At 65.7% G+C, this 16750-nt stretch carries 17 protein-coding genes; 11 read left to right on the forward strand and 6 right to left on the reverse strand.

All coding sequences use genetic code 11. From position 1 onward, the window contains the following. Nucleotides 1-66 precede the first annotated feature (66 nt). Entirely contained in the window at nt 67-969 is a 903-nt protein-coding gene (locus C8E96_RS04590) for a hypothetical protein (RefSeq protein ID WP_091384174.1), read from the reverse strand. Next, nucleotides 966-2018, reverse strand: a complete 1053-nt coding sequence (locus C8E96_RS04595) for a MerR family transcriptional regulator (RefSeq protein WP_228770370.1) — start codon at nt 2016-2018, stop codon at nt 966-968. Before C8E96_RS04595 ends, C8E96_RS04590 begins: the two co-directional genes overlap by 4 nt. A gap of 202 nt (nt 2019-2220) precedes the next feature. On the opposite strand from C8E96_RS04595, the gene C8E96_RS04600 reads away from it, so the two are divergent. Beyond that, nucleotides 2221-2520, forward strand: coding sequence for a WhiB family transcriptional regulator (locus C8E96_RS04600; protein ID WP_091384209.1), 300 nt, complete (start codon nt 2221-2223; stop codon nt 2518-2520). Between the two features lie 58 nt (nt 2521-2578). Here the strand turns inward: C8E96_RS04600 and groL are convergent, their stop codons facing one another. Together groL and groES are read right to left on the reverse strand one after the other, a co-directional pair. Beyond that, entirely contained in the window at nt 2579-4201 is a 1623-nt protein-coding gene (groL, locus tag C8E96_RS04605) for a chaperonin GroEL (protein ID WP_091384178.1), read from the reverse strand. A 94-nt stretch (nt 4202-4295) separates the two neighbouring features. Further along, nucleotides 4296-4589, reverse strand: coding sequence for a co-chaperone GroES (gene groES, locus C8E96_RS04610; protein WP_091384212.1), 294 nt, complete (start codon nt 4587-4589; stop codon nt 4296-4298). A 794-nt stretch (nt 4590-5383) separates the two neighbouring features. Here groES and C8E96_RS04615 point away from each other — a divergent pair. After that, the gene (locus C8E96_RS04615) at nt 5384-7258 is read left to right on the forward strand and encodes an ATP-dependent nuclease (RefSeq protein WP_091384518.1); all 1875 of its coding nucleotides are present in this window, start codon (nt 5384-5386) and stop codon (nt 7256-7258) included. A 12-nt stretch (nt 7259-7270) separates the two neighbouring features. Here the strand turns inward: C8E96_RS04615 and C8E96_RS04620 are convergent, their stop codons facing one another. Continuing rightward, entirely contained in the window at nt 7271-7954 is a 684-nt protein-coding gene (locus C8E96_RS04620; RefSeq protein ID WP_091384521.1) for an HAD family hydrolase, read from the reverse strand. After that, complete coding sequence (locus C8E96_RS04625) at nt 7951-8793, reverse strand: GntR family transcriptional regulator (RefSeq protein ID WP_176926871.1); 843 nt, start codon at nt 8791-8793, stop codon at nt 7951-7953. The genes C8E96_RS04620 and C8E96_RS04625 overlap by 4 nt, the downstream gene beginning before the upstream one ends. A 179-nt stretch (nt 8794-8972) precedes the next feature. Between C8E96_RS04625 and C8E96_RS04630 the strand changes: the two genes are divergently transcribed. From C8E96_RS04630 to C8E96_RS04675, 9 genes are all read left to right on the forward strand, one after another. Further along, on the forward strand, nt 8973-9398 hold the full coding sequence (locus tag C8E96_RS04630; RefSeq protein ID WP_091384524.1) for a hypothetical protein: 426 nt from the start codon (nt 8973-8975) through the stop codon (nt 9396-9398). A gap of 283 nt (nt 9399-9681) precedes the next feature. After that, nucleotides 9682-9993, forward strand: coding sequence for a hypothetical protein (locus tag C8E96_RS04640; protein ID WP_133794167.1), 312 nt, complete (start codon nt 9682-9684; stop codon nt 9991-9993). A 91-nt stretch (nt 9994-10084) separates the two neighbouring features. Next, on the forward strand, nt 10085-10354 hold the full coding sequence (locus C8E96_RS04645; protein ID WP_091384530.1) for an AMED_5909 family protein: 270 nt from the start codon (nt 10085-10087) through the stop codon (nt 10352-10354). A gap of 230 nt (nt 10355-10584) precedes the next feature. After that, a complete protein-coding gene (locus tag C8E96_RS04650) occupies nt 10585-12057 on the forward strand; it encodes an FtsK/SpoIIIE domain-containing protein (RefSeq protein ID WP_091574606.1) in 1473 nt (490 codons plus the stop codon). Continuing rightward, a complete protein-coding gene (locus C8E96_RS04655; RefSeq protein WP_091384545.1) occupies nt 12054-12446 on the forward strand; it encodes a hypothetical protein in 393 nt (130 codons plus the stop codon). Before C8E96_RS04650 ends, C8E96_RS04655 begins: the two co-directional genes overlap by 4 nt. Next, on the forward strand, nt 12443-14053 hold the full coding sequence (locus C8E96_RS04660; RefSeq protein WP_091384542.1) for a replication initiator: 1611 nt from the start codon (nt 12443-12445) through the stop codon (nt 14051-14053). The genes C8E96_RS04655 and C8E96_RS04660 overlap by 4 nt, the downstream gene beginning before the upstream one ends. Before the next feature lie 14 nt (nt 14054-14067). Beyond that, nucleotides 14068-14265 carry a helix-turn-helix transcriptional regulator gene (locus C8E96_RS04665; protein WP_091384539.1) on the forward strand — a complete coding sequence of 66 codons (198 nt, stop codon included), beginning with the start codon at nt 14068-14070 and terminating at the stop codon, nt 14263-14265. Continuing rightward, entirely contained in the window at nt 14262-15650 is a 1389-nt protein-coding gene (locus C8E96_RS04670) for a tyrosine-type recombinase/integrase (RefSeq protein WP_091574608.1), read from the forward strand. The genes C8E96_RS04665 and C8E96_RS04670 overlap by 4 nt, the downstream gene beginning before the upstream one ends. 341 nt (nt 15651-15991) lie before the next feature. Further along, the gene (locus C8E96_RS04675; protein ID WP_091382537.1) at nt 15992-16477 is read left to right on the forward strand and encodes a GNAT family N-acetyltransferase; all 486 of its coding nucleotides are present in this window, start codon (nt 15992-15994) and stop codon (nt 16475-16477) included. Nucleotides 16478-16750 lie beyond the last annotated feature (273 nt).

The raw sequence follows: 16750 nt of genomic DNA on the forward strand, positions 1-16750 counted from the left end.
ACCTTGACACGATCCGGTGGTAAATCTGTCAACAAATCCGCCGGATGCCCGTCTCGGTGCGTTCACCTAATCGGACCAACTCGAGAACAGCCAGGTCGGAACCCATGGCGACGCCATCGCGAGGCTCCGGGCGATCGGGTCGCAGTTTCGTAACACACAGTGCAGGGCGTGCGCCGCCGTGCACCGGTGCGCTCGCGCCTCGTCCGGGTCGATGTCGGCGAGCACCATGGCGCAGGGCCAGACGAGGGGCAGCAGCCCGTGCCGGGTGGCGTCGGCGAGGGCGTCGAAGATCAGGACGCGGGCCCGTTCGCGATCTCCGACGGCGGCCAGGGAGGCCCCCAGGACGAGCGCTGACTTGACCTGGTGGCGCACCGACCCGGAGTTCGCAGCGGCGGTCGCGGCTGCCTCAGCGGGCGCCACGGCGGCCCGGGCGGACCCGGCGCCGAGTTCGGTCTCCGCGGCCACCCAGCCCCGCCGGATCTCCGTGCGCCAGCCCCCGTCCCCCAAGGTGGACTCGATTCCGAACAGGCGCCGGGCCTGCGCCGTGCGGCCCAGCCCGATGGCGTCCGCGGCGAGGCCGAGGAGGACGTCGGACCGCGCCGCGCGAACGTCGGCGCCGGGCGGTCCGGGCCGGTCGGGATGATCACCGTCGATGCCGCCGGGCCCGATCAAGGAAGCTTGGGCGAGCCGGTTCAGACCCGCCGCGTCGAACGACCGGGCGAGGGCGTGTCCGCCGACCTGGCGAAGATGCGACGCGCGGGTCGCGGCGGCCAGCGCGGCGATCACCGGATCCGGGCTGGAGATCAACCTCCGCAGCAGGTCAGCGGCTCGCGCGTACTGACCTCGGCCACCGAGAGCGACCGCCTCCAGCCAGCCGTCGAGCGGCTCGCGCGACCGCCATGGGGTTAACGCGTTCGGGTTTTCACCGAATGCGGCGGTCCACCGGGCCGCCCGATCGGGGTCACTCACCTGGACGAGTCTGCCTCGCCGAGCACCACGGATTCGATCCGGTCCACCGCGCCCGCGAGATCGTCGAGGTGCTCGACCCGGCCCGTCATGTCGGTGTCGAACCATCCGGGCCCGCACGCGAAGATCCGCATGTGCTGCCTCGTGCGCGGAATCTGCTCGATCACGTCCGCGCCGCCGTTCGCGGCGACCTGCGCCCAGAGCGCCACGGCGGCCGGGGCGGTGCGCCGGACGGCCGCGGCGAGGGACGCGGCGGGCAGCGCGGCGCCCAGCATGCGGGTGCCGAGGCCCCGGCGGGCCAGCGCCGCGCGCAGGACGTAGAGGGGCAGCGAGTGCCGTTCGCCGGGTGCGCAGCAGAGCAGGATCGGCCGGGCGTTGCGCGGCGCGGGCACCAGCGGGGTGGCCCGGATCATGGCGGCCAGCACGCACTCGTCGACGAGGTGTTCGAGTTCCACGCAGTCCCCCGCGTGCACCCAGCGGTTGGACACCGCGGACAGCACGGGACGGATCATCGAGTCCCAGGTGGCGGCCACGCCGTAGCCCTCGATCGCCTCGGCGATCATCACCTGCATCGACTCGTCGTCCATCGCCAGCGCCGCCCGGCCCAGTCCACGCGGGTCCGGCGACCCCTGTGACCTGGCCTGATCGGCGATGTCCGACAGCCAGTCGCCGTCCTGGTCGGCAGGCGCGGCGGGCTCGGCCTGCCGCTCCGGCTGGGTGCGGCCCGCGGCGGTCTCCGCGGACACCCGGCGGGCGTAGTCGGCGGCCTCGGCGGGCGCCGCCCCCTTGAGCAGGGCCCGCTGCATCAACTCCAGGCGGGCGATGTCCGACGGCGCGTACCGACGGTGGCTGCCCGTCGTGTGCCCGCTCGGGCCGACCCCGTAGCGGCGGTCCCAGGTGCGCAGGGTCGACGGCGCGATGCCGAGCCTGCGGGCCACGGCGGCGACGGGAAGGGTCGGTTCGCCGGACTCGTCGGGTTCATCGGGCTCACTCTCACCCGGCGACCCACTGTCCGTGGAACCGCTCGGTGTCGCCTGCTCGGATTTGGTCACCACAGCACCATCGTCGGGTGACGCCGAGTGTCCGGCAACTGGATACATGACCACGCTGCGTCGACTGGGTGATGCCGATCGGCTGAATCGCGGTACGAATGAGTCGATCACCCTTGAACAAGTATTGACGCGGTTCTAGCGTGTAAGCCGCTGCACCGAATGGAGTATTGACTCCCTTCCCACAGACATGGAGGCGGCCATCATGGCGGACACTCGCAGGCTCCCCGGTCCGAACGCCGATGTGTGGGACTGGCAGCTCGACGGCTCGTGCAGAGGCATGGACAGCGCGTTCTTCTTCCATCCGGATGGGGAGCGCGGACCCGCCCGCGCGCGTCGCGAGTCCAAGGCCAAGGCGATCTGCCAGGCATGCCCGGTCCTATCCCTCTGCCGGACCCACGCGCTCGCCGTGCACGAGCCCTACGGGATCTGGGGCGGGCTTTCGGAGTCCGAGCGGGAGGCGATCATCAAAACCGAGAAACGCACCCTGGCCGTCGCCAACTAGCGCATACGCGAGAAGGCCCGTTCGCCGAGGCGAACGGGCCTTCTCCGTGCGGGAAAACTCAGTGGCCGTGACCGTGGCCGTGGCCATGTCCCTGACCGGCGGGCTCTTCCGCCTTCTTCTCGACGATGGAGACCTCGGTGGTCAGCACCATCCGGGCGATCGACGCCGCGTTGGCCACCGCGGAGCGGGTGACCTTCACCGGGTCGACGACACCGTCGGCGAGCAGGTCGCCGTAGGTCAGCTTCGCCGCGTTGAAGCCCTGGCCCCACGGCAGCTCGGCGACCTTGTTGACGACGACCGCGCCTTCCTGGCCGCCGTTCGTGGCGATCCAGAACAGCGGCGCGGCGAGCGCCTCGCGGACGATCGCGACACCGGTCGCCTCGTCGCCGGTGAGTCCGAGGTTGCCCTCGAGCTCCTTGGCGACGTGCACCAGCGCGGAACCGCCGCCGGGCACGATGCCCTCTTCGACAGCCGCCTTGGTGGCCGCGACCGCGTCCTCGATGCGGTGCTTGCGCTCCGACAGCTCGGTCTCGGTCGGCGCGCCGACCTTGATGACCGCGACGCCGCCGGAGAGCTTCGCGAGCCGCTCCTGCAGCTTCTCGCGGTCCCAGTCGGAGTCGGAGGCCTCGATCTCCTTGCGGAGCTGCTCGGCCCGACCGGCGATGTCGGCCTTGGAGCCGCCACCCTCGACCAGCGTGGTCTCGTCCTTGGTGATCACGACGCGGCGGGCGGTGCCCAGCGAGTCGAGGGTCGCCTCGGACAGCTTGAGGCCGACCTCGGCGGCGATGACCTGGCCGCCGGTGACGACGGCGAGGTCGTCGAGGAACGCCTTGCGGCGGTCGCCGAAGAACGGAGCCTTGACCGCCACGGCCTTGATCGTCTTGCGCAGGGCGTTGACGACCAGCGTCGACAGCGCCTCACCCTCGACGTCCTCGGCGACGATCAGGACGGACTTGCCGGACTCGGCGACCTTCTCCAGGATCGGGAGCAGGTCGGCGAGCGCCGAGATCTTGTCGCGGTGCAGCAGGACGTAGCAGTCCTCGAGCACGGCTTCCTGCGACTCGAGGTCCGTGGCGAAGTGCGCCGACACGTAACCCTTGTCGAACTGGACGCCCTCGGTGATGACGAGCTCGGTGGCCAGCGTGGAGGACTCCTCCACGGTGATCACACCGTCCTCGCCGACCTTCTCGATGGCCTCGCCGAGCAGCGCGCCGATCGACGCGTCGCGCGAGGCGACGGTGCCGACCTGGGCGACGTTGTCGCGGCCCTTGACGGGCGTGGCCTTCGAGAGCAGCGAGGCGACAACGGCGTCCGAGGCGGCCTGGATGCCCCGGCCGATCGCGGTCGGGTTGGCACCGGCGGCCACGTTGCGCAGGCCGACGCGCACGAGCGCCTGGGCCAGCACGGTGGCGGTGGTGGTGCCGTCGCCCGCGATGTCGTTGGTCTTGGTGGCGACGTTCTTGGCGAGCTGCGCGCCCAGGTTCTCGAACGAGTCTTCCAACTCGATCTCGCGGGCGATGGTGACGCCGTCGTTGGTGACCGTCGGCCCACCGAACTTCTTGGCGAGCACGACGTGCCGCCCACGCGGGCCGAGGGTGACCTTGACCGCGTCGGCGAGCTTGTTCACCCCGCGCTCAAGGGCCCGACGAGCGTCCTCGTCGAAACTGATCTGCTTGGGCATTGATTACCTCTCGATATACGCGGGCACTCGAATGAAGAACGCCCCGGTGCCCCGAACGGGGCCGCCGGGGCGTTCGACTAGGTCAGCCGGGTGTCTAGTTGACGACAGCCAGCACGTCGCGGGCGGAGAGGATGAGGTACTCCTCGCCGTTGTACTTGACCTCGGTGCCGCCGTACTTGGAGTAGATGACGACGTCGCCGACAGCCACGTCCACGGGGACGCGGTTGCCCTTGTCGTCGATCCGGCCCGGACCCACAGCCAGGACCTTGCCCTCCTGGGGCTTCTCCTTGGCGGTGTCCGGGATGACCAGACCAGACGCGGTCGTGGCCTCGGCTTCGCTCGCCTGGACAACGATCTTGTCCTCGAGCGGCTTGATGTTGACGCTCACCGCTGTGACCTCCACGGGTCGTCGAAAGCGTTGGCAGGTTCCTATGACTGACGGCTCCTGCCACCCCGCCGTCGCGGGTGTCGGGGCGTCTGGTGCCGTACATTTGGCACTCTACCCACGCGAGTGCTAACCGTGCAACGCGCCCCTGGTGTGGCCTGGGTCAACAGCCCTAGCCGGGTCGCTCGCCTCATCGCTGTTCCGTGATGGTTCCGCGCGGGCCTCGCTGTTCGTGCACGTATCACTGCAGGTGACACTAGCTGGCCTTATCCCTCTAAGGGGTGGGGCCTCGGTGTCTTCCCCGTCGGCTGGTGCCGTCTCGACCCGACTGTTCACCAGGCTGCAACCATGCTGTTCGGTTGTGGCCTGGTGAGCATTCGGGTAGGTACCTGCCGGTCGTCGGGGAAGGCACCGCGGACCTATCCCGAACCGGCGGCCGAGCTGCTGAGGTGGCTTCCCTGGAGGCAGCCTGCCCGGCGAGGGCATCTTGTCGCCGTCCACTTGGCGTAACGCCCTGCTGGCGGAGCGCGACCCTGTGCCCATGGGGCTATGCGGCTCTCCTGGCGCACGCGCCGCCCGTGGCGGCTCGCGGACTCGCGCGGCGACCGTGGCTGCGCCGCGCGGCCGTCCGGCCGTAGCGAAGCGGCAGGTCGGACCGTGCCGCGATGGATGTAGCACCGGTGCCAGCGCAACAGGCCCACCGAGCGCGCCGCCACGGGCGGCGCGCCTTGATCCCATAGAGCCAAATTCGGCAGCAATGCGCTGAGGTGTACGCCGACCATACCCCCGGAGGACTTATGCGCATCGACGAAATCAAGATATCAAACTACAAAGGGGTCAAGAACATACACGTCACAGGCTTGGCGAACGATGCCGTGGCGGTAATTAGCGGCAAGAATGGAACGGGGAAATCTCTAATTCTCGAAGCCGTGGTGGCGGTATGGTCATCAAGCACCTTTGACGAGTCGCCGGTTGGGCCATGGGGAGACCACTCATCCGTGCAGCTCAAAATCCACCTCACCGAGGAAGAACGGAAGGCGCTGAAGAATTGGGGCGCCACCATTCCAGGCAATACAGGTGAAATAGAAGACGACCCGACAATCTCGCGCTATTGGGGCAAGGACGGCAACACCTACGGCCACATGAACCGATCGCCTGCGATCGAGATGCTTCAACACCCTCGATTCACCGCCCTCTACGGCTTTTCGAAGATGGACATCATCCAAGCCAACCGTAATGTTTCCATATCCCGGTCATTACCTAGCGTGGATCTAGGCATGTTCGGCGAAAAGCGCCTCACCGAGCAACGCGAGAGTCAATTCGAGGCAATTACAAAATGGCGTCACCCATACAATATTGGTGATGCGCTAACCTATCTTGCAACGATCGACTATTTGGATCAGATTGCCACCAGATCGGGTGGCGAATCGACGGATGAGTACGAGCGTATCGCCACGAACTTCCACGCCGCTACAGGAAAGAAGATCGACAAGCCCAAACTTGACGCAAACCATGGAGTCACCATTTCGGTGAATGCTCCCCATATGGGTGAGCATCCGATTTCAGAGCTATCGGTCGGCGAGCATGAGGTATTGAATCTAATGTACCTCGTCCGCCGCCTGAGTGCTCGTGGCGGCATACTCTTACTGGATGAACCCGAACAGCATCTCCACCCAACACTTCAGGTTGCCCTGTTTGAGACCATGACTACTATGGCGGACCGGGCTCAGATATTGACTGTCAGCCATTCGCCGAGCTTGATAGCCTCGATCCCCTCAAGTTCAACTTTCGATATGTCCCTGGCGAACACGGAGAAGACGAGCCAGCTAAGCCGGGTATCAGAGGACCGACAACGAGCAGAGCTCCTACACGAACTAGGTTTGCGGCCGTCCGCACTCGTCCAGAGTGATGCCCTCATCGTTGTGGAGGGCAACGATGACGAACTAATTCTCAATAGCCTATTTCCAATTGAAGCCAGCCGCTGCCGCTTTATGGTGGCCGGAGACGTCGATGAAGCCATGAATGCTTGCCGAACCCTCGAAGGGGTCGACAACCTCCTACCATGGCTATGCGTACGCGATCGCGACCTTCTTGACGATGCAGAACTCGATGAATTGAGGGCTAAGCATCCAAACTTGCACGTATGGGATCGCCGCATGATCGAAAATGAGCTGCTTGATTTCGAACTAATAGGCGAAACATTCAAGAGGGCGGGCGCGGAACAAACGACTGACGAAATTACTGCTTGCCTCCGCGAGATTGCGGGAGAGTTGAAACATGAGGTCCTGGTAGAGCTTACAAAGAAGGAACTCGGCAAGGTCTTGATTGAACCCAACCACAAGTCGAAAGATCCGTTCGATAAACTGGAATCTTACTACGAACTAAAAGTTGCATCGTTTACGAACAAATTGGCGAACTTTGATTCCGCAAAGGCTAGCGTTATCGCCGAAATAGAGGAGCGTTGGGACAATGAGTGGCTCACCTTAGCTCACGGAAAAGGCCTTCTGGGTCGACTTGTGTCCAAAAGCCCGTTCCGTTCGAAAGATCACCTTATTGCAGCCCTCGCGGGAACTTTTGCCCAAGGAGCTTGCCGTCCCACTTCACTCGACAGGTTCGGTTTGCGCATTGACGAACTCCTGAACGGCCCACGTCCAGGCTCGGCGACCAAATAGGCTCGCGCTGAACTAGAATGTTATTTCCATTGTCGAGGTGATGACATGCGCGAATGGCCGAAGGGTAACCAGTTTCTCCGGTTTGTTCGCGTATCCGACACAAAGGATTCCAGCGGAACGTCCGGCTTGCATATCCGTCGTAGAATCACCAATGATTCCCGCATCTTCGGACCGGCAGCCCAGGAGATTTAATGCTTGTTCGAGCAAGAAAGGGTTCGGTTTCAACTTCGCCATATCCGGCCCAGTTCTTGCCGAGACATGCGTTACATATTTGTCGATCTTATGCATATGGAGGTATGCAGATACCGCCTGCTGACTGTTGTTGCTCACTACTGCGAGAGTGCGACCGCTTTCGGCCCACAGTTTGACAAAGTCATGCGCACCGCGCGTTGGGTTCGCAAACTGGACGGCCTCCACTTCGTGAGCAGCAAATGCGCTTTCCACATAAGCCGCGTCCCTGGCGCTAATTTGTGCAGCATACATCAGAACGGTGAATGGATCTTGCGATTCACAAACATGCTCAGGGAGATCGTGCCAGCCGCCGTCGGCGAGGACGCCGCGTAACTGGCCAGCGACTACGCCAGCTGAGAGTCCGGCGAAAACGTTACAAATCGGTCCGTCGAAATCGAGCAGAAGCGCCTGGACATCCTTAAGGTAGCTACCGAGGTTGGCTGGCTCATCGACTGAAGGAGTCACGGAATGAACTCCTTGGACACTGTACCCCACATGCTGTCGAACCAAGTCCGCGCTTGGTCGACGTATTGAGAACCCGTGGAAGTGTCGTCGTCGGTGGTGGAGTGGTGGAACAGGATGGCGTCTTTACCCATGAGGTCGTAGATCGGGGTGGGGGTTTCGCCGAACGTGAGGATGTGTTCCCGGACTGGATAGAAGCCGAAGAATGCCTCTTCATTGTTGACGATGTAGAGCTTGAATAGCGGGGCGGCATGGTGGACGCGCACGGTGGCCGTGGCCTTGTTGACGATGCCGAGTGAGCCCAGCTCGTTGACGGTGTCGGTGATGGCGCCAACGTGGCGGTGCATGATCGCGGTTGCGCGGGCTCGGAACTCGGGGCTGTCGCCTAGGTCCTCGACGCGGCACGGGATGGCCAGGGGTGCTGTCGTGTCGGGGATGAGGATGCGCACCGTGAGGGATTCGGGGCGAAGGCGGCCTGCTCGGATCTTGTCGAGGGGTTCTTGCATGGCTCCGTGCAGGGTTTCGCCGGAGAAGCCTGCGAAGTCCACGGTGACGTGTTCGGCTTCGAAGGCGCGTTCGATGTGGGGGCGTAGGCCGACTGGGCGCTCGGTGCGTTCGCGGACGAAGACGCCGCTGCCCTGACGGGACACGATCAGGCCCTCGTCGCGTAGTTCGCGGAGGGCGTTCTGAACGGTCATGGGTGCCACGTTGTAGGTCTTGGCGAGTTCGTTGCGGGATGGGAGCTTGTCCCCCGCGGTGAACTTCTTGGTCAGGATCGCCGCCCTTAGGGCGTTCGCGACCTGCACGTATGGCGGGCGCGGGTCGTCCGGGTCCAGTGCCATGTCGCCTCTCCTTGATGACTCCTGCTGACACTTAAGTGTCAACCAGGATCGGCAATCTTGTCTAGCTCACCTAGCGAGCTAGCTCCCTCCATTCCTGGCGTTGACATGTCTAGCCAAGCTGGCTACCTTGTTACTTGTACGACATGGCTAGTCCGGTTAGACAAGCTCTGGAGGTAGAGATGCCGGTCATTCCGACGCGGTTCGCGGTGGATTTCGGTGAGGTGTTTCCGCTGGGTGCGTTCGTGCTGGGTGTGGAGCCGTCGATGGCGTTCTCCGACAACCCGGCCGCTCCGAAGATGCAGGAGCGGGACAAGGAGACCAACCAGCTCGTCTGGACCGTCCGCGCCTTGGACGCCAACGAGGAAGCCGCTCGGTTCGGTGCCGAGTTCAAGGTGAAGATCGCTGCTGACTACCAGCCGGTTCCGCCGCCGAAGGCCAACGGGTTCCCGTACGCGGCGGTGGAGTTCGAGCGGCTGACCATCACCCCGTATGCGAACAACAAGGGGCGGATCGCGCACAGCTTCCGGGCTGGCGGGATGCGTGCTCCTGGCGGTGCTCGGGCGGCCAAGCCTGCGGCTACCGCTGAGCAGAAAAACGCCGCGTGATGACGGGGCGGGCGTCTCGGGATGCGGTCGCCCGCTGGAACGTCGCCTACGCCGAACAGACGGCGGCCTTGTTCGCTGCGTCTCGTCCACAGCCTGTGGACCTCGACGCGATCCGTCGTCTGTCTCGCGCGTATGCTGAGGTCGCGGGTGCCTGGAGGGTGCTTGCGGCAGAGCTGGCAATCCCGCTGTGGGCTCGCCATGCGGCCGTGGTCGCGGCCGAGGAGTTCGAACGTCGCGCGGGCATGGAGGTCCTGCGCGTTCAGCAATCCGAAGGAAGTGGGCAATGAGCGGGCAAACGTTGCGGTTCACCGCGTCGGGTTCGCCTGGGCATGGGTCGTCTGCCGGTGTCGTGCGGTACGGAGAAGGGCATCCCCCGGCGTTGGTGATCAGCCTGGACACGGTGGACGTGTTGTTGAGTGTCGCGCCGTTTCCTGACGGGCTGGTCGCGATGGCGAACTTCTGCCGGGTGCTGGCGCGGGAGTCCGCTCGGCTGGCTGCGGAGATCGACCCGGACGGCGAGCCCGCGCCGGTGGAACGGTCCGGGCGGCACTGGATCAACCCTGCCGGGCCTGGGTTGTCCGGGCCCGGTCATTGAGTCCGGCACGGCGGCGGGTGCTCCGTTGCTTGGCGGCCCGGGTGCCCGCCGTCGTGCCTCCCACAACAACCAACCGAAGGGAGGTTCCGTGGTGGCTTCCAAGGTAGAGGACTGGCGCAACACTGACCCGCTGCCGACGACGCTGCTGACCGCGCGGGAGTACTTGTGGCGGGCACCGGCGTTCGACGCTCCGCGGGAAGAGTGGATCGCCTACCACGAATACAGGGCCGAGGTCTTCCGTCACGTCGCCGCGATCGACACCCGCCACCGGTACGAAGCCGGGGCGGAAGCCTGGCTCGCGAAAGACAAGGTCGTGAAGCTGCGGGGTTCCGGGGAGGCTGATCCGGCGCTCATCACCTGACCCGATAAGTCCACTGTAGACAAACAAACGCGCTTGGGTGGTGCGGCGATGACGCACGCCCATGTTGCGGTGCAAGGAAACCATGCGCACAGAAGCGGACCCGGCTACCAACCTTTCCCGCTTCCGTGCTGTCCACACCAGACATCGGAGTAGACAGTGAACACGCTAGTACATCCACAGAACGTCTTGCTAGTGCAGGGTCGCGCCTCGACGGTCGGGGGTGGGCTCTGATGGGACGCAAGGAATCCCGCTGGGTCGACCCGGCACCGTTGGAGATCGCCCGGCCTCGCCTGCCCTGGTGGACGCTGCTGCCCCACTGGGTCAAGCTCGCCATCTCCCCGATCGTCCTGACCGGCTTGCTCGGATGGGGCCTCGTGCACCTGGTCCAGGTTGTCTGGCGCTACCCGCTCTCGATCGTGGTTCTGATCGCTGGCTGGTGGTCGTATTCCGGGTTCGGCCCATGGTGGTTCGCGGGCGGACTCGCGGTGGTGTTCATGTTGTTCGGGGTGTGGCGGTGGCTGCACGAGCCCTCGTTCGAGCGGTTCGCCATGCCACAGATCCGCACCGAGTACCGCCGCTGCATGATCTACACCTGGCAATGGCGGACGGTCATGCGCCTGGCTGATCTCGTGAAAGACAAGCGGGGCAAGGAATACCGGCCACGCCTCGGCCGTGTCCGCTCCGATGGGTGGCGCGACCGGGTCCGGGTCCGCATGGTCAAAGGACAAGCACCCGAGCAATGGGAGCTGCACGCCTCCGGGCTAGCGCATTCCTTCCACGCTCACTCCTGTCGCGTCCGAGTGTTGAAGCCTGGGCGGCTCGAACTGGACTTCGTGCACTCCGATCCCTTGGCGGCCCCGATCGCGCTGCCGGACCGGGCGAAGGAGTCCGCGGTCGATCTGAAGCGGGTGGTGATCGGGCGGACCGAGTCAGGGCGTCCGTGGCGGCTGCGGCTGCTCGGCACCCACGTTCTCAACGTCGGCGTCTCCGGGGCCGGTAAAGGCTCGCTGCTCTGGTCGGTGATCAACGCGCTGGCACCTGCGATCAAGTCCGGGGCGGTGCGCCTCTACGGCATCGACCCCAAAGGCGGGATGGAGCTGGGGCAGGCACCGGAGCTGTTCCATCGGGTCGTGTTCGACAACGGCGAGAAGGCCGTGACCATGCTCGAAGACATTGCCACTGAGGTGAAGCGCCGCGCCGAGTCCTACCGGGGTCTGCGCCGCACCTGGACCGCGGAGACCGGCGACCCGTTCCTTCTCCTGGTGATTGACGAACTGGCCGACGTCGTGGCCTACCAAACCGACAAGGGCCTGCGGGAACGAGCGGCCCGGGCGCTGCAGGCGATCACCTCACAAGGGCGGGCACCGGGGGTGTGCGTGCTCGGCCTGCTGCAGGACCCACGCAAGGAGATCGTGCCGTTCCGGCACCTGTTCTCCACCCGCGTCGCGATGCGCCTGGACGAACCCGCACAGGTCGACATGGTCCTCGGCGACGGAGTCCGCCAACGGGGAGCTGCGGCGCACGAGATCAGCGAACACGTCCCCGGTGTCGCCTGGATCAAGGAGGACGGGAAGCGAGAACCGGTGCGCGCTAGGGCGTTCCACGTCACCGATGACGACCTGGCCGCACTCGTCGCCTACGTCACCGATCGCACCCCGGTGCCTGCGCCGGTGCCGTTCGTCGTGGAAGGGGCCACGGCATGAACACCCTCACGACAAGGCTGGACGCGATCCGGGATCACCTGGCAACACACCCGGCGCTCCCGGGTCCATGGGATGTGTCGGTCAACGCCTGCCGGGAAGACGCGGTCACGATCCAACTCCAGGCCCACACGCTGGCCGGTGTGGCATCAGCACTGCTGTCCTGGGCCGCGACCCTGACCAACGTCACGGCCTCGGCCTGGCGGGCAGGACCAGACTCGGTCCACCTGCACCTGTTCGGTGCGCTCGCCGACGGCACCCAGGTCAAGATCTTCGACGGCCTCACCTACTCGCCAACGGTGTTCCCCGACCTGGAACCCGGCGGCAAGCAAAGCGTCGGCATGACCACCCTTCGGGCCTGGGCCGCTGACGGTGCGGGGGTGGCGGCATGAGCACCGCAATCGCCTCCGCACCGGAAGGCACTCGGGCGCAACGGATGCGCCAACCCCTTGCCTTCGACGTGGTTACCGCGACGGCCGAGAAGTACGGGGTCTGTGTCCGGCCGTTCACCATGGAAGTCGGGGACCTCGACACCGGCGAACTCCGACACGTGGCGGTCCCGTGCGGGTCGACCGTGGAATCGGTATGTGGGCCGTGTGCGCGGAAGGCTCGGGCGCTGCGGATGGTCCAGTGTCGTGAGGGCTGGCACATGGCAGAGGAACCCGACTTCGCCCCCGAGCCACCCTCCGCCGATCAGACAGAACTGATGGCATACCGGGCCGACCTCGTAGCCGCTTACCGGGAGGCAGTCGATCAGAGCCAGGCGGGCGACGCCGACGAACTCCGCGATGAGATCCACTCCGTTGACGACGAACTGCGCGCACTCGGGGTGCGGGGTCGGCTGCCTTCCCCCGATGCGGTGGGCAAGCGGGCTCCGAAACGGTCCACCAAGCGGCGCCAAGACGCACCGAACCTGCCACGCCGGAAGGTGGAGAAGCGCACCGTGGGGCGGCAGTACGCCGGTGGGTTCCGGCCCTCCATGTTCGTCACGCTCACCTGCGACTCCTACGGTCCGGTCCGCGGGGACGGGACACCGGTGGACTTCCGCACCTACGACTACCGGCGGGCGGCTCGCGACGCGGTGCACTTCGCCTCCCTGATCGACCGGTGGTGGCAGAACCTGCGCCGCGTCGTCGGCTGGGACGTGCAGTACTTCGCCACCGTCGAACCACAGAAACGAGCCGCCCCGCACCTGCACACCGCGATCCGCGGTTCGATCCCGCACGAGGTCCTGCGGCAGGTCACGGCAGCCACCTACTTGCAGGTGTGGTGGCCCCCGCATGACGAGCTGGTCTACCCGGGCAGCGTGGTCCCGGTCTGGAACGGCGAGCAATTCGTCGACCCGACCACCCGACAGCCGTTGACGGCCTGGGCGGACGCGGTCGACCAGGTCGAGGCCCCGGCGCACGTGTCCACCTTCGGGGCACAGGTGCACTCCAAGGGCATCCTCGGCGGCACCGAACAAGCCGGGCGACACATCGGCTACCTGACCAAGTACCTCATGAAATCGACCGGTGAGGTGATCGAGTCCACCGGGGACCGGCAGCGCGAACACCACGACCGGCTCCACGACGAACTCCAGATCACTCCATGCTCGCCGCGCTGCGCGGTCTGGCTGCTCTACGGGGTTCAACCCCTCGGCGCGACCAGCCGCACCACTCCCGGCCACTGCAAGGGGCGGGCGCACCGCCGATCAACCCTCGGGCTTCCTGGACGGCGGGTGCTGGTGTCGCGGAAGTGGTCCGGGAAGACGCTGGCCGACCACCGGGCCGACCGCAAAGCCTTCGTGGTCCAGGCCCTCGCCGAAGTCGGCGTCGTCAAGGAACAGCCAGATCCGAAGCGGCTGGTCTGGCACAAGGTCAAACCCGGCGACCCGACCGTTCCACCACGGGCGCACCTGCTCATGCACGCCATCTCCGAACGCATCCGATGGCGGGCCGAATACGACGCCGCGCTCCTCGCGGCCAATGTTTCAGCAACTCCGCCCATAGCGGCCTGACCTGGGGGAACGAGATGGACCACGACACCTTTGATCAGCTTTTGAGCACGCCGGAACTCTGCGCCTACCTCAAGATCACGCGAGACACGCTTTACGAATGGCGGGAGATCAACGCGGCTCCGCCTGCCTTCAAGCTGCCCAACGGGCACCTCCGGTTCCCGATGGCTGACCTCCTGGACTGGATAGCCAAACAACGTGGGAGGGCGGCATGAAGCCCACGCATCAGGTCCGGTTCTGGGAGATCAAGACGCTCAAACCGGATGCCAATGGAAAGCGTCGGAAACGGCCCTACGGCGTTCGTTGGGTGACCGGTGGACGCGAGCACTCCGAGTGGTTCACCACGAAGGCTCTTGCCAAGTCGCACCTTGGCAAGCTGGTCCTGGCGGCGAATCGGGGTGAGGCGTTCGATATCACCACCGGACTGCCGCAATCGCTCTATCGAGATGCGCACGCTCCGACGCTGTTGCAGGTCGCGCGGGAGTTCCTTGGTGAGGTTTGGCCGGATATGTCGCCGAGTTCTCGGGATCGGCTTGTCTGCGGGCTTGCCGTTGCGGTGCAAGGATTTCTCGACTCCGAGCCTGACACTGACCCTGCGTTGGTTCGTCGAACGTTGACCACCGTCGTCCTGCCTCCTCGCTCCGCGGCTCTCGCTCCATCCGACGAACAAGCGCGGATCGCGAGCTGGCTCACCGAGCATTCGCGGAAAGTGGCCGAGCTGGTCGACGACGTCGAGGTGACCCGCCTCGGGCGGAAGCTGGGCGAACGGTTGGACGGCCGGAAAGCGGCGGTGACGACGATTGACACCCGCAAGGGCGCACTCGTGCAGGCGCTTTCTTACGCGGTGACGCGGTCGTACGTATCCGATAACCCGTTCAAGAACATGAGCCTGTCGCGGTTCAGGAGTGGGATCGCGATTGATCCGGGTGTGGTCGTCAATCCCGCGCAAGCTCGGGCGTTGTTGGCGGCTGTCACCTATGCGCGTCCGCGCGGGACGAATCCGTCCTGGCTCCCGTTCTTCGCGACGCTCTACTACGCGGGAATGCGACCGAGTGAGGCCCGGATGCTCGCTGAGCAGCACTGTCACCTACCCAACACAGGTTGGGGTGAACTTGTGCTGCCTGGTTCGTTGAGCAGCACGGCGGCTCGGTACAACGGCGGCCACATCTTCGAGGCTCGATCGTTGAAGCATCGCGCCGAGGGCATCACGCGCCGCGTGCCGATTCCTCCCGAGCTGGTGCGCATCCTGTCCGCGCATATCGACCAGATCGGGACGGCAGAGGACGGGCGGCTGTTCCGGGGTAATGGGGGCGGACCGGTGCCGAGCGCGTCTTACACGGACATCTGGAGGCTCGCACGGCCCTACGGGCTCGCTCCTCGACAGGTCGCCTCGCCGCTGGCACGCCGACCGTACGACTTGCGGCACGCGGCCGTGTCCTCGTGGATCGCGGCGGGGGTCTCCCTGCCGGAGGTGGCCAAGCGGGCGGGCCACACGGTCCAGATGCTCACGGCCGTCTACGCGAAGGTGATCTACGGCGCGTCCGACCAGATGAACCAGCGCATTGAGGCGTTCCTGCGGGCGGACGATGACCGCGACTGAATGCGCCTACGATGGAAGTGCCCTCGGCCGGGAAAACCCCAGGTCCGGTGGCACTTCCGCGCTCGGGATCTGTTCCGCGTCTGTTCCGTGGACACCGCCGGCAAGCCCCTCGCGATCACAGACAGTCCCAGACGCATCCCGACTCCCGCCGAAGGGATATCCATTGGGACACAACGGAAATCCCCTCCGAGCTGCGAGGCCAATGAACACGCTGTGTAACCGCCTGAAGCGCCGGGTTTCTACCCACGCGAGTGCTAACCGTGCAACGCGCCCCTGGTGTGGTGTGGGTCAACGACCTAAACCCGTGGCGGGCGACCGCCGGGTTGTGGGTCAATCCGCGGATGATTCGCGAAGCGGTGGCAGGCGACTTCGAGCGGCTGCGGGAGATCGAGGTCCTCGCGGGTGAGGTGTTCCGGACGGTCGGGATGGACTTCATCGCCGACATGCCGCCGCCGCCCGTCGAGGTGCTCGCGGAGTTCGCCGGGGACGGGCGGTGCTGGGTGGCCGTCGAGGACGGGGTCGTCGGTGGGTATCTGCTCGCCGAGGTGGTCGACGAGTGCGCGCATGTCGCGCAGGTGAGTGTTGATCCGCGGTTTCGGGGGCGGCGGCTCGGGGCGCGGCTGATCGATCACCTCGACGCTTGGGCACGCGCGCGGGGGCTGGCGGGGCTGACCCTGACGACCTACCGGGACCTGCCGTGGAACGGGGTCTACTACGCGAAGATCGGGTTCGAGGTCGTGGAGCCGACGCCCGGGTTGGCCGCGTTGGTGGCGCACGAGGCCGGGCTTGGGCTGGATCCGGCGCTGCGGGTGTGCATGCGGCGATGATCGGTTCGGGCGGAAGTGCTCGCACGGAAGCACTTCCGCCCGGTGCACCGGACCGAATGGTTGATGGGATGGGACCGCCCGTGCGCGGGACGCCCCCGACTCCCCCAGGAAGCCGGGCGCTGACAACAAAAAGCCGCCGTTCGACACTGCGGACGGCGGCTCCTCACGATCAGGTGATCATGGGGAACCCCGGCGGCGGGCGCACTCCAGGGACCTGTCGGCCTTGGACTTGCTGTGCACGGTCACCTCCGGGTTTCGTTGCTGTCGAACGGA

The organism is Actinokineospora alba (assembly GCF_004362515.1).
GTDB lineage: Bacteria > Actinomycetota > Actinomycetes > Mycobacteriales > Pseudonocardiaceae > Actinokineospora > Actinokineospora alba.

What these genes read in the sequence shown, in the direction of transcription:
- C8E96_RS04650 (WP_091574606.1), top strand. Translation starts at nt 10,585, where the DNA reads ATGGGACGCAAGGAATCCCGCTGGGTCGACCCGGCACCGTTGGAGATC.
- C8E96_RS04675 (WP_091382537.1), top strand. Translation starts at nt 15,992, where the DNA reads ATGATTCGCGAAGCGGTGGCAGGCGACTTCGAGCGGCTGCGGGAGATC.
- C8E96_RS04655 (WP_091384545.1), top strand. Translation starts at nt 12,054, where the DNA reads ATGAACACCCTCACGACAAGGCTGGACGCGATCCGGGATCACCTGGCA.
- C8E96_RS04630 (WP_091384524.1), top strand. Translation starts at nt 8,973, where the DNA reads ATGCCGGTCATTCCGACGCGGTTCGCGGTGGATTTCGGTGAGGTGTTT.
- C8E96_RS04660 (WP_091384542.1), top strand. Translation starts at nt 12,443, where the DNA reads ATGAGCACCGCAATCGCCTCCGCACCGGAAGGCACTCGGGCGCAACGG.
- C8E96_RS04600 (WP_091384209.1), top strand. Translation starts at nt 2,221, where the DNA reads ATGGCGGACACTCGCAGGCTCCCCGGTCCGAACGCCGATGTGTGGGAC.
- C8E96_RS04640 (WP_133794167.1), top strand. Translation starts at nt 9,682, where the DNA reads ATGAGCGGGCAAACGTTGCGGTTCACCGCGTCGGGTTCGCCTGGGCAT.
- C8E96_RS04665 (WP_091384539.1), top strand. Translation starts at nt 14,068, where the DNA reads ATGGACCACGACACCTTTGATCAGCTTTTGAGCACGCCGGAACTCTGC.
- C8E96_RS04615 (WP_091384518.1), top strand. Translation starts at nt 5,384, where the DNA reads ATGCGCATCGACGAAATCAAGATATCAAACTACAAAGGGGTCAAGAAC.
- C8E96_RS04670 (WP_091574608.1), top strand. Translation starts at nt 14,262, where the DNA reads ATGAAGCCCACGCATCAGGTCCGGTTCTGGGAGATCAAGACGCTCAAA.
- groL (WP_091384178.1), bottom strand. Translation starts at nt 4,201, where the DNA reads ATGCCCAAGCAGATCAGTTTCGACGAGGACGCTCGTCGGGCCCTTGAG.
- C8E96_RS04625 (WP_176926871.1), bottom strand. Translation starts at nt 8,793, where the DNA reads ATGGCACTGGACCCGGACGACCCGCGCCCGCCATACGTGCAGGTCGCG.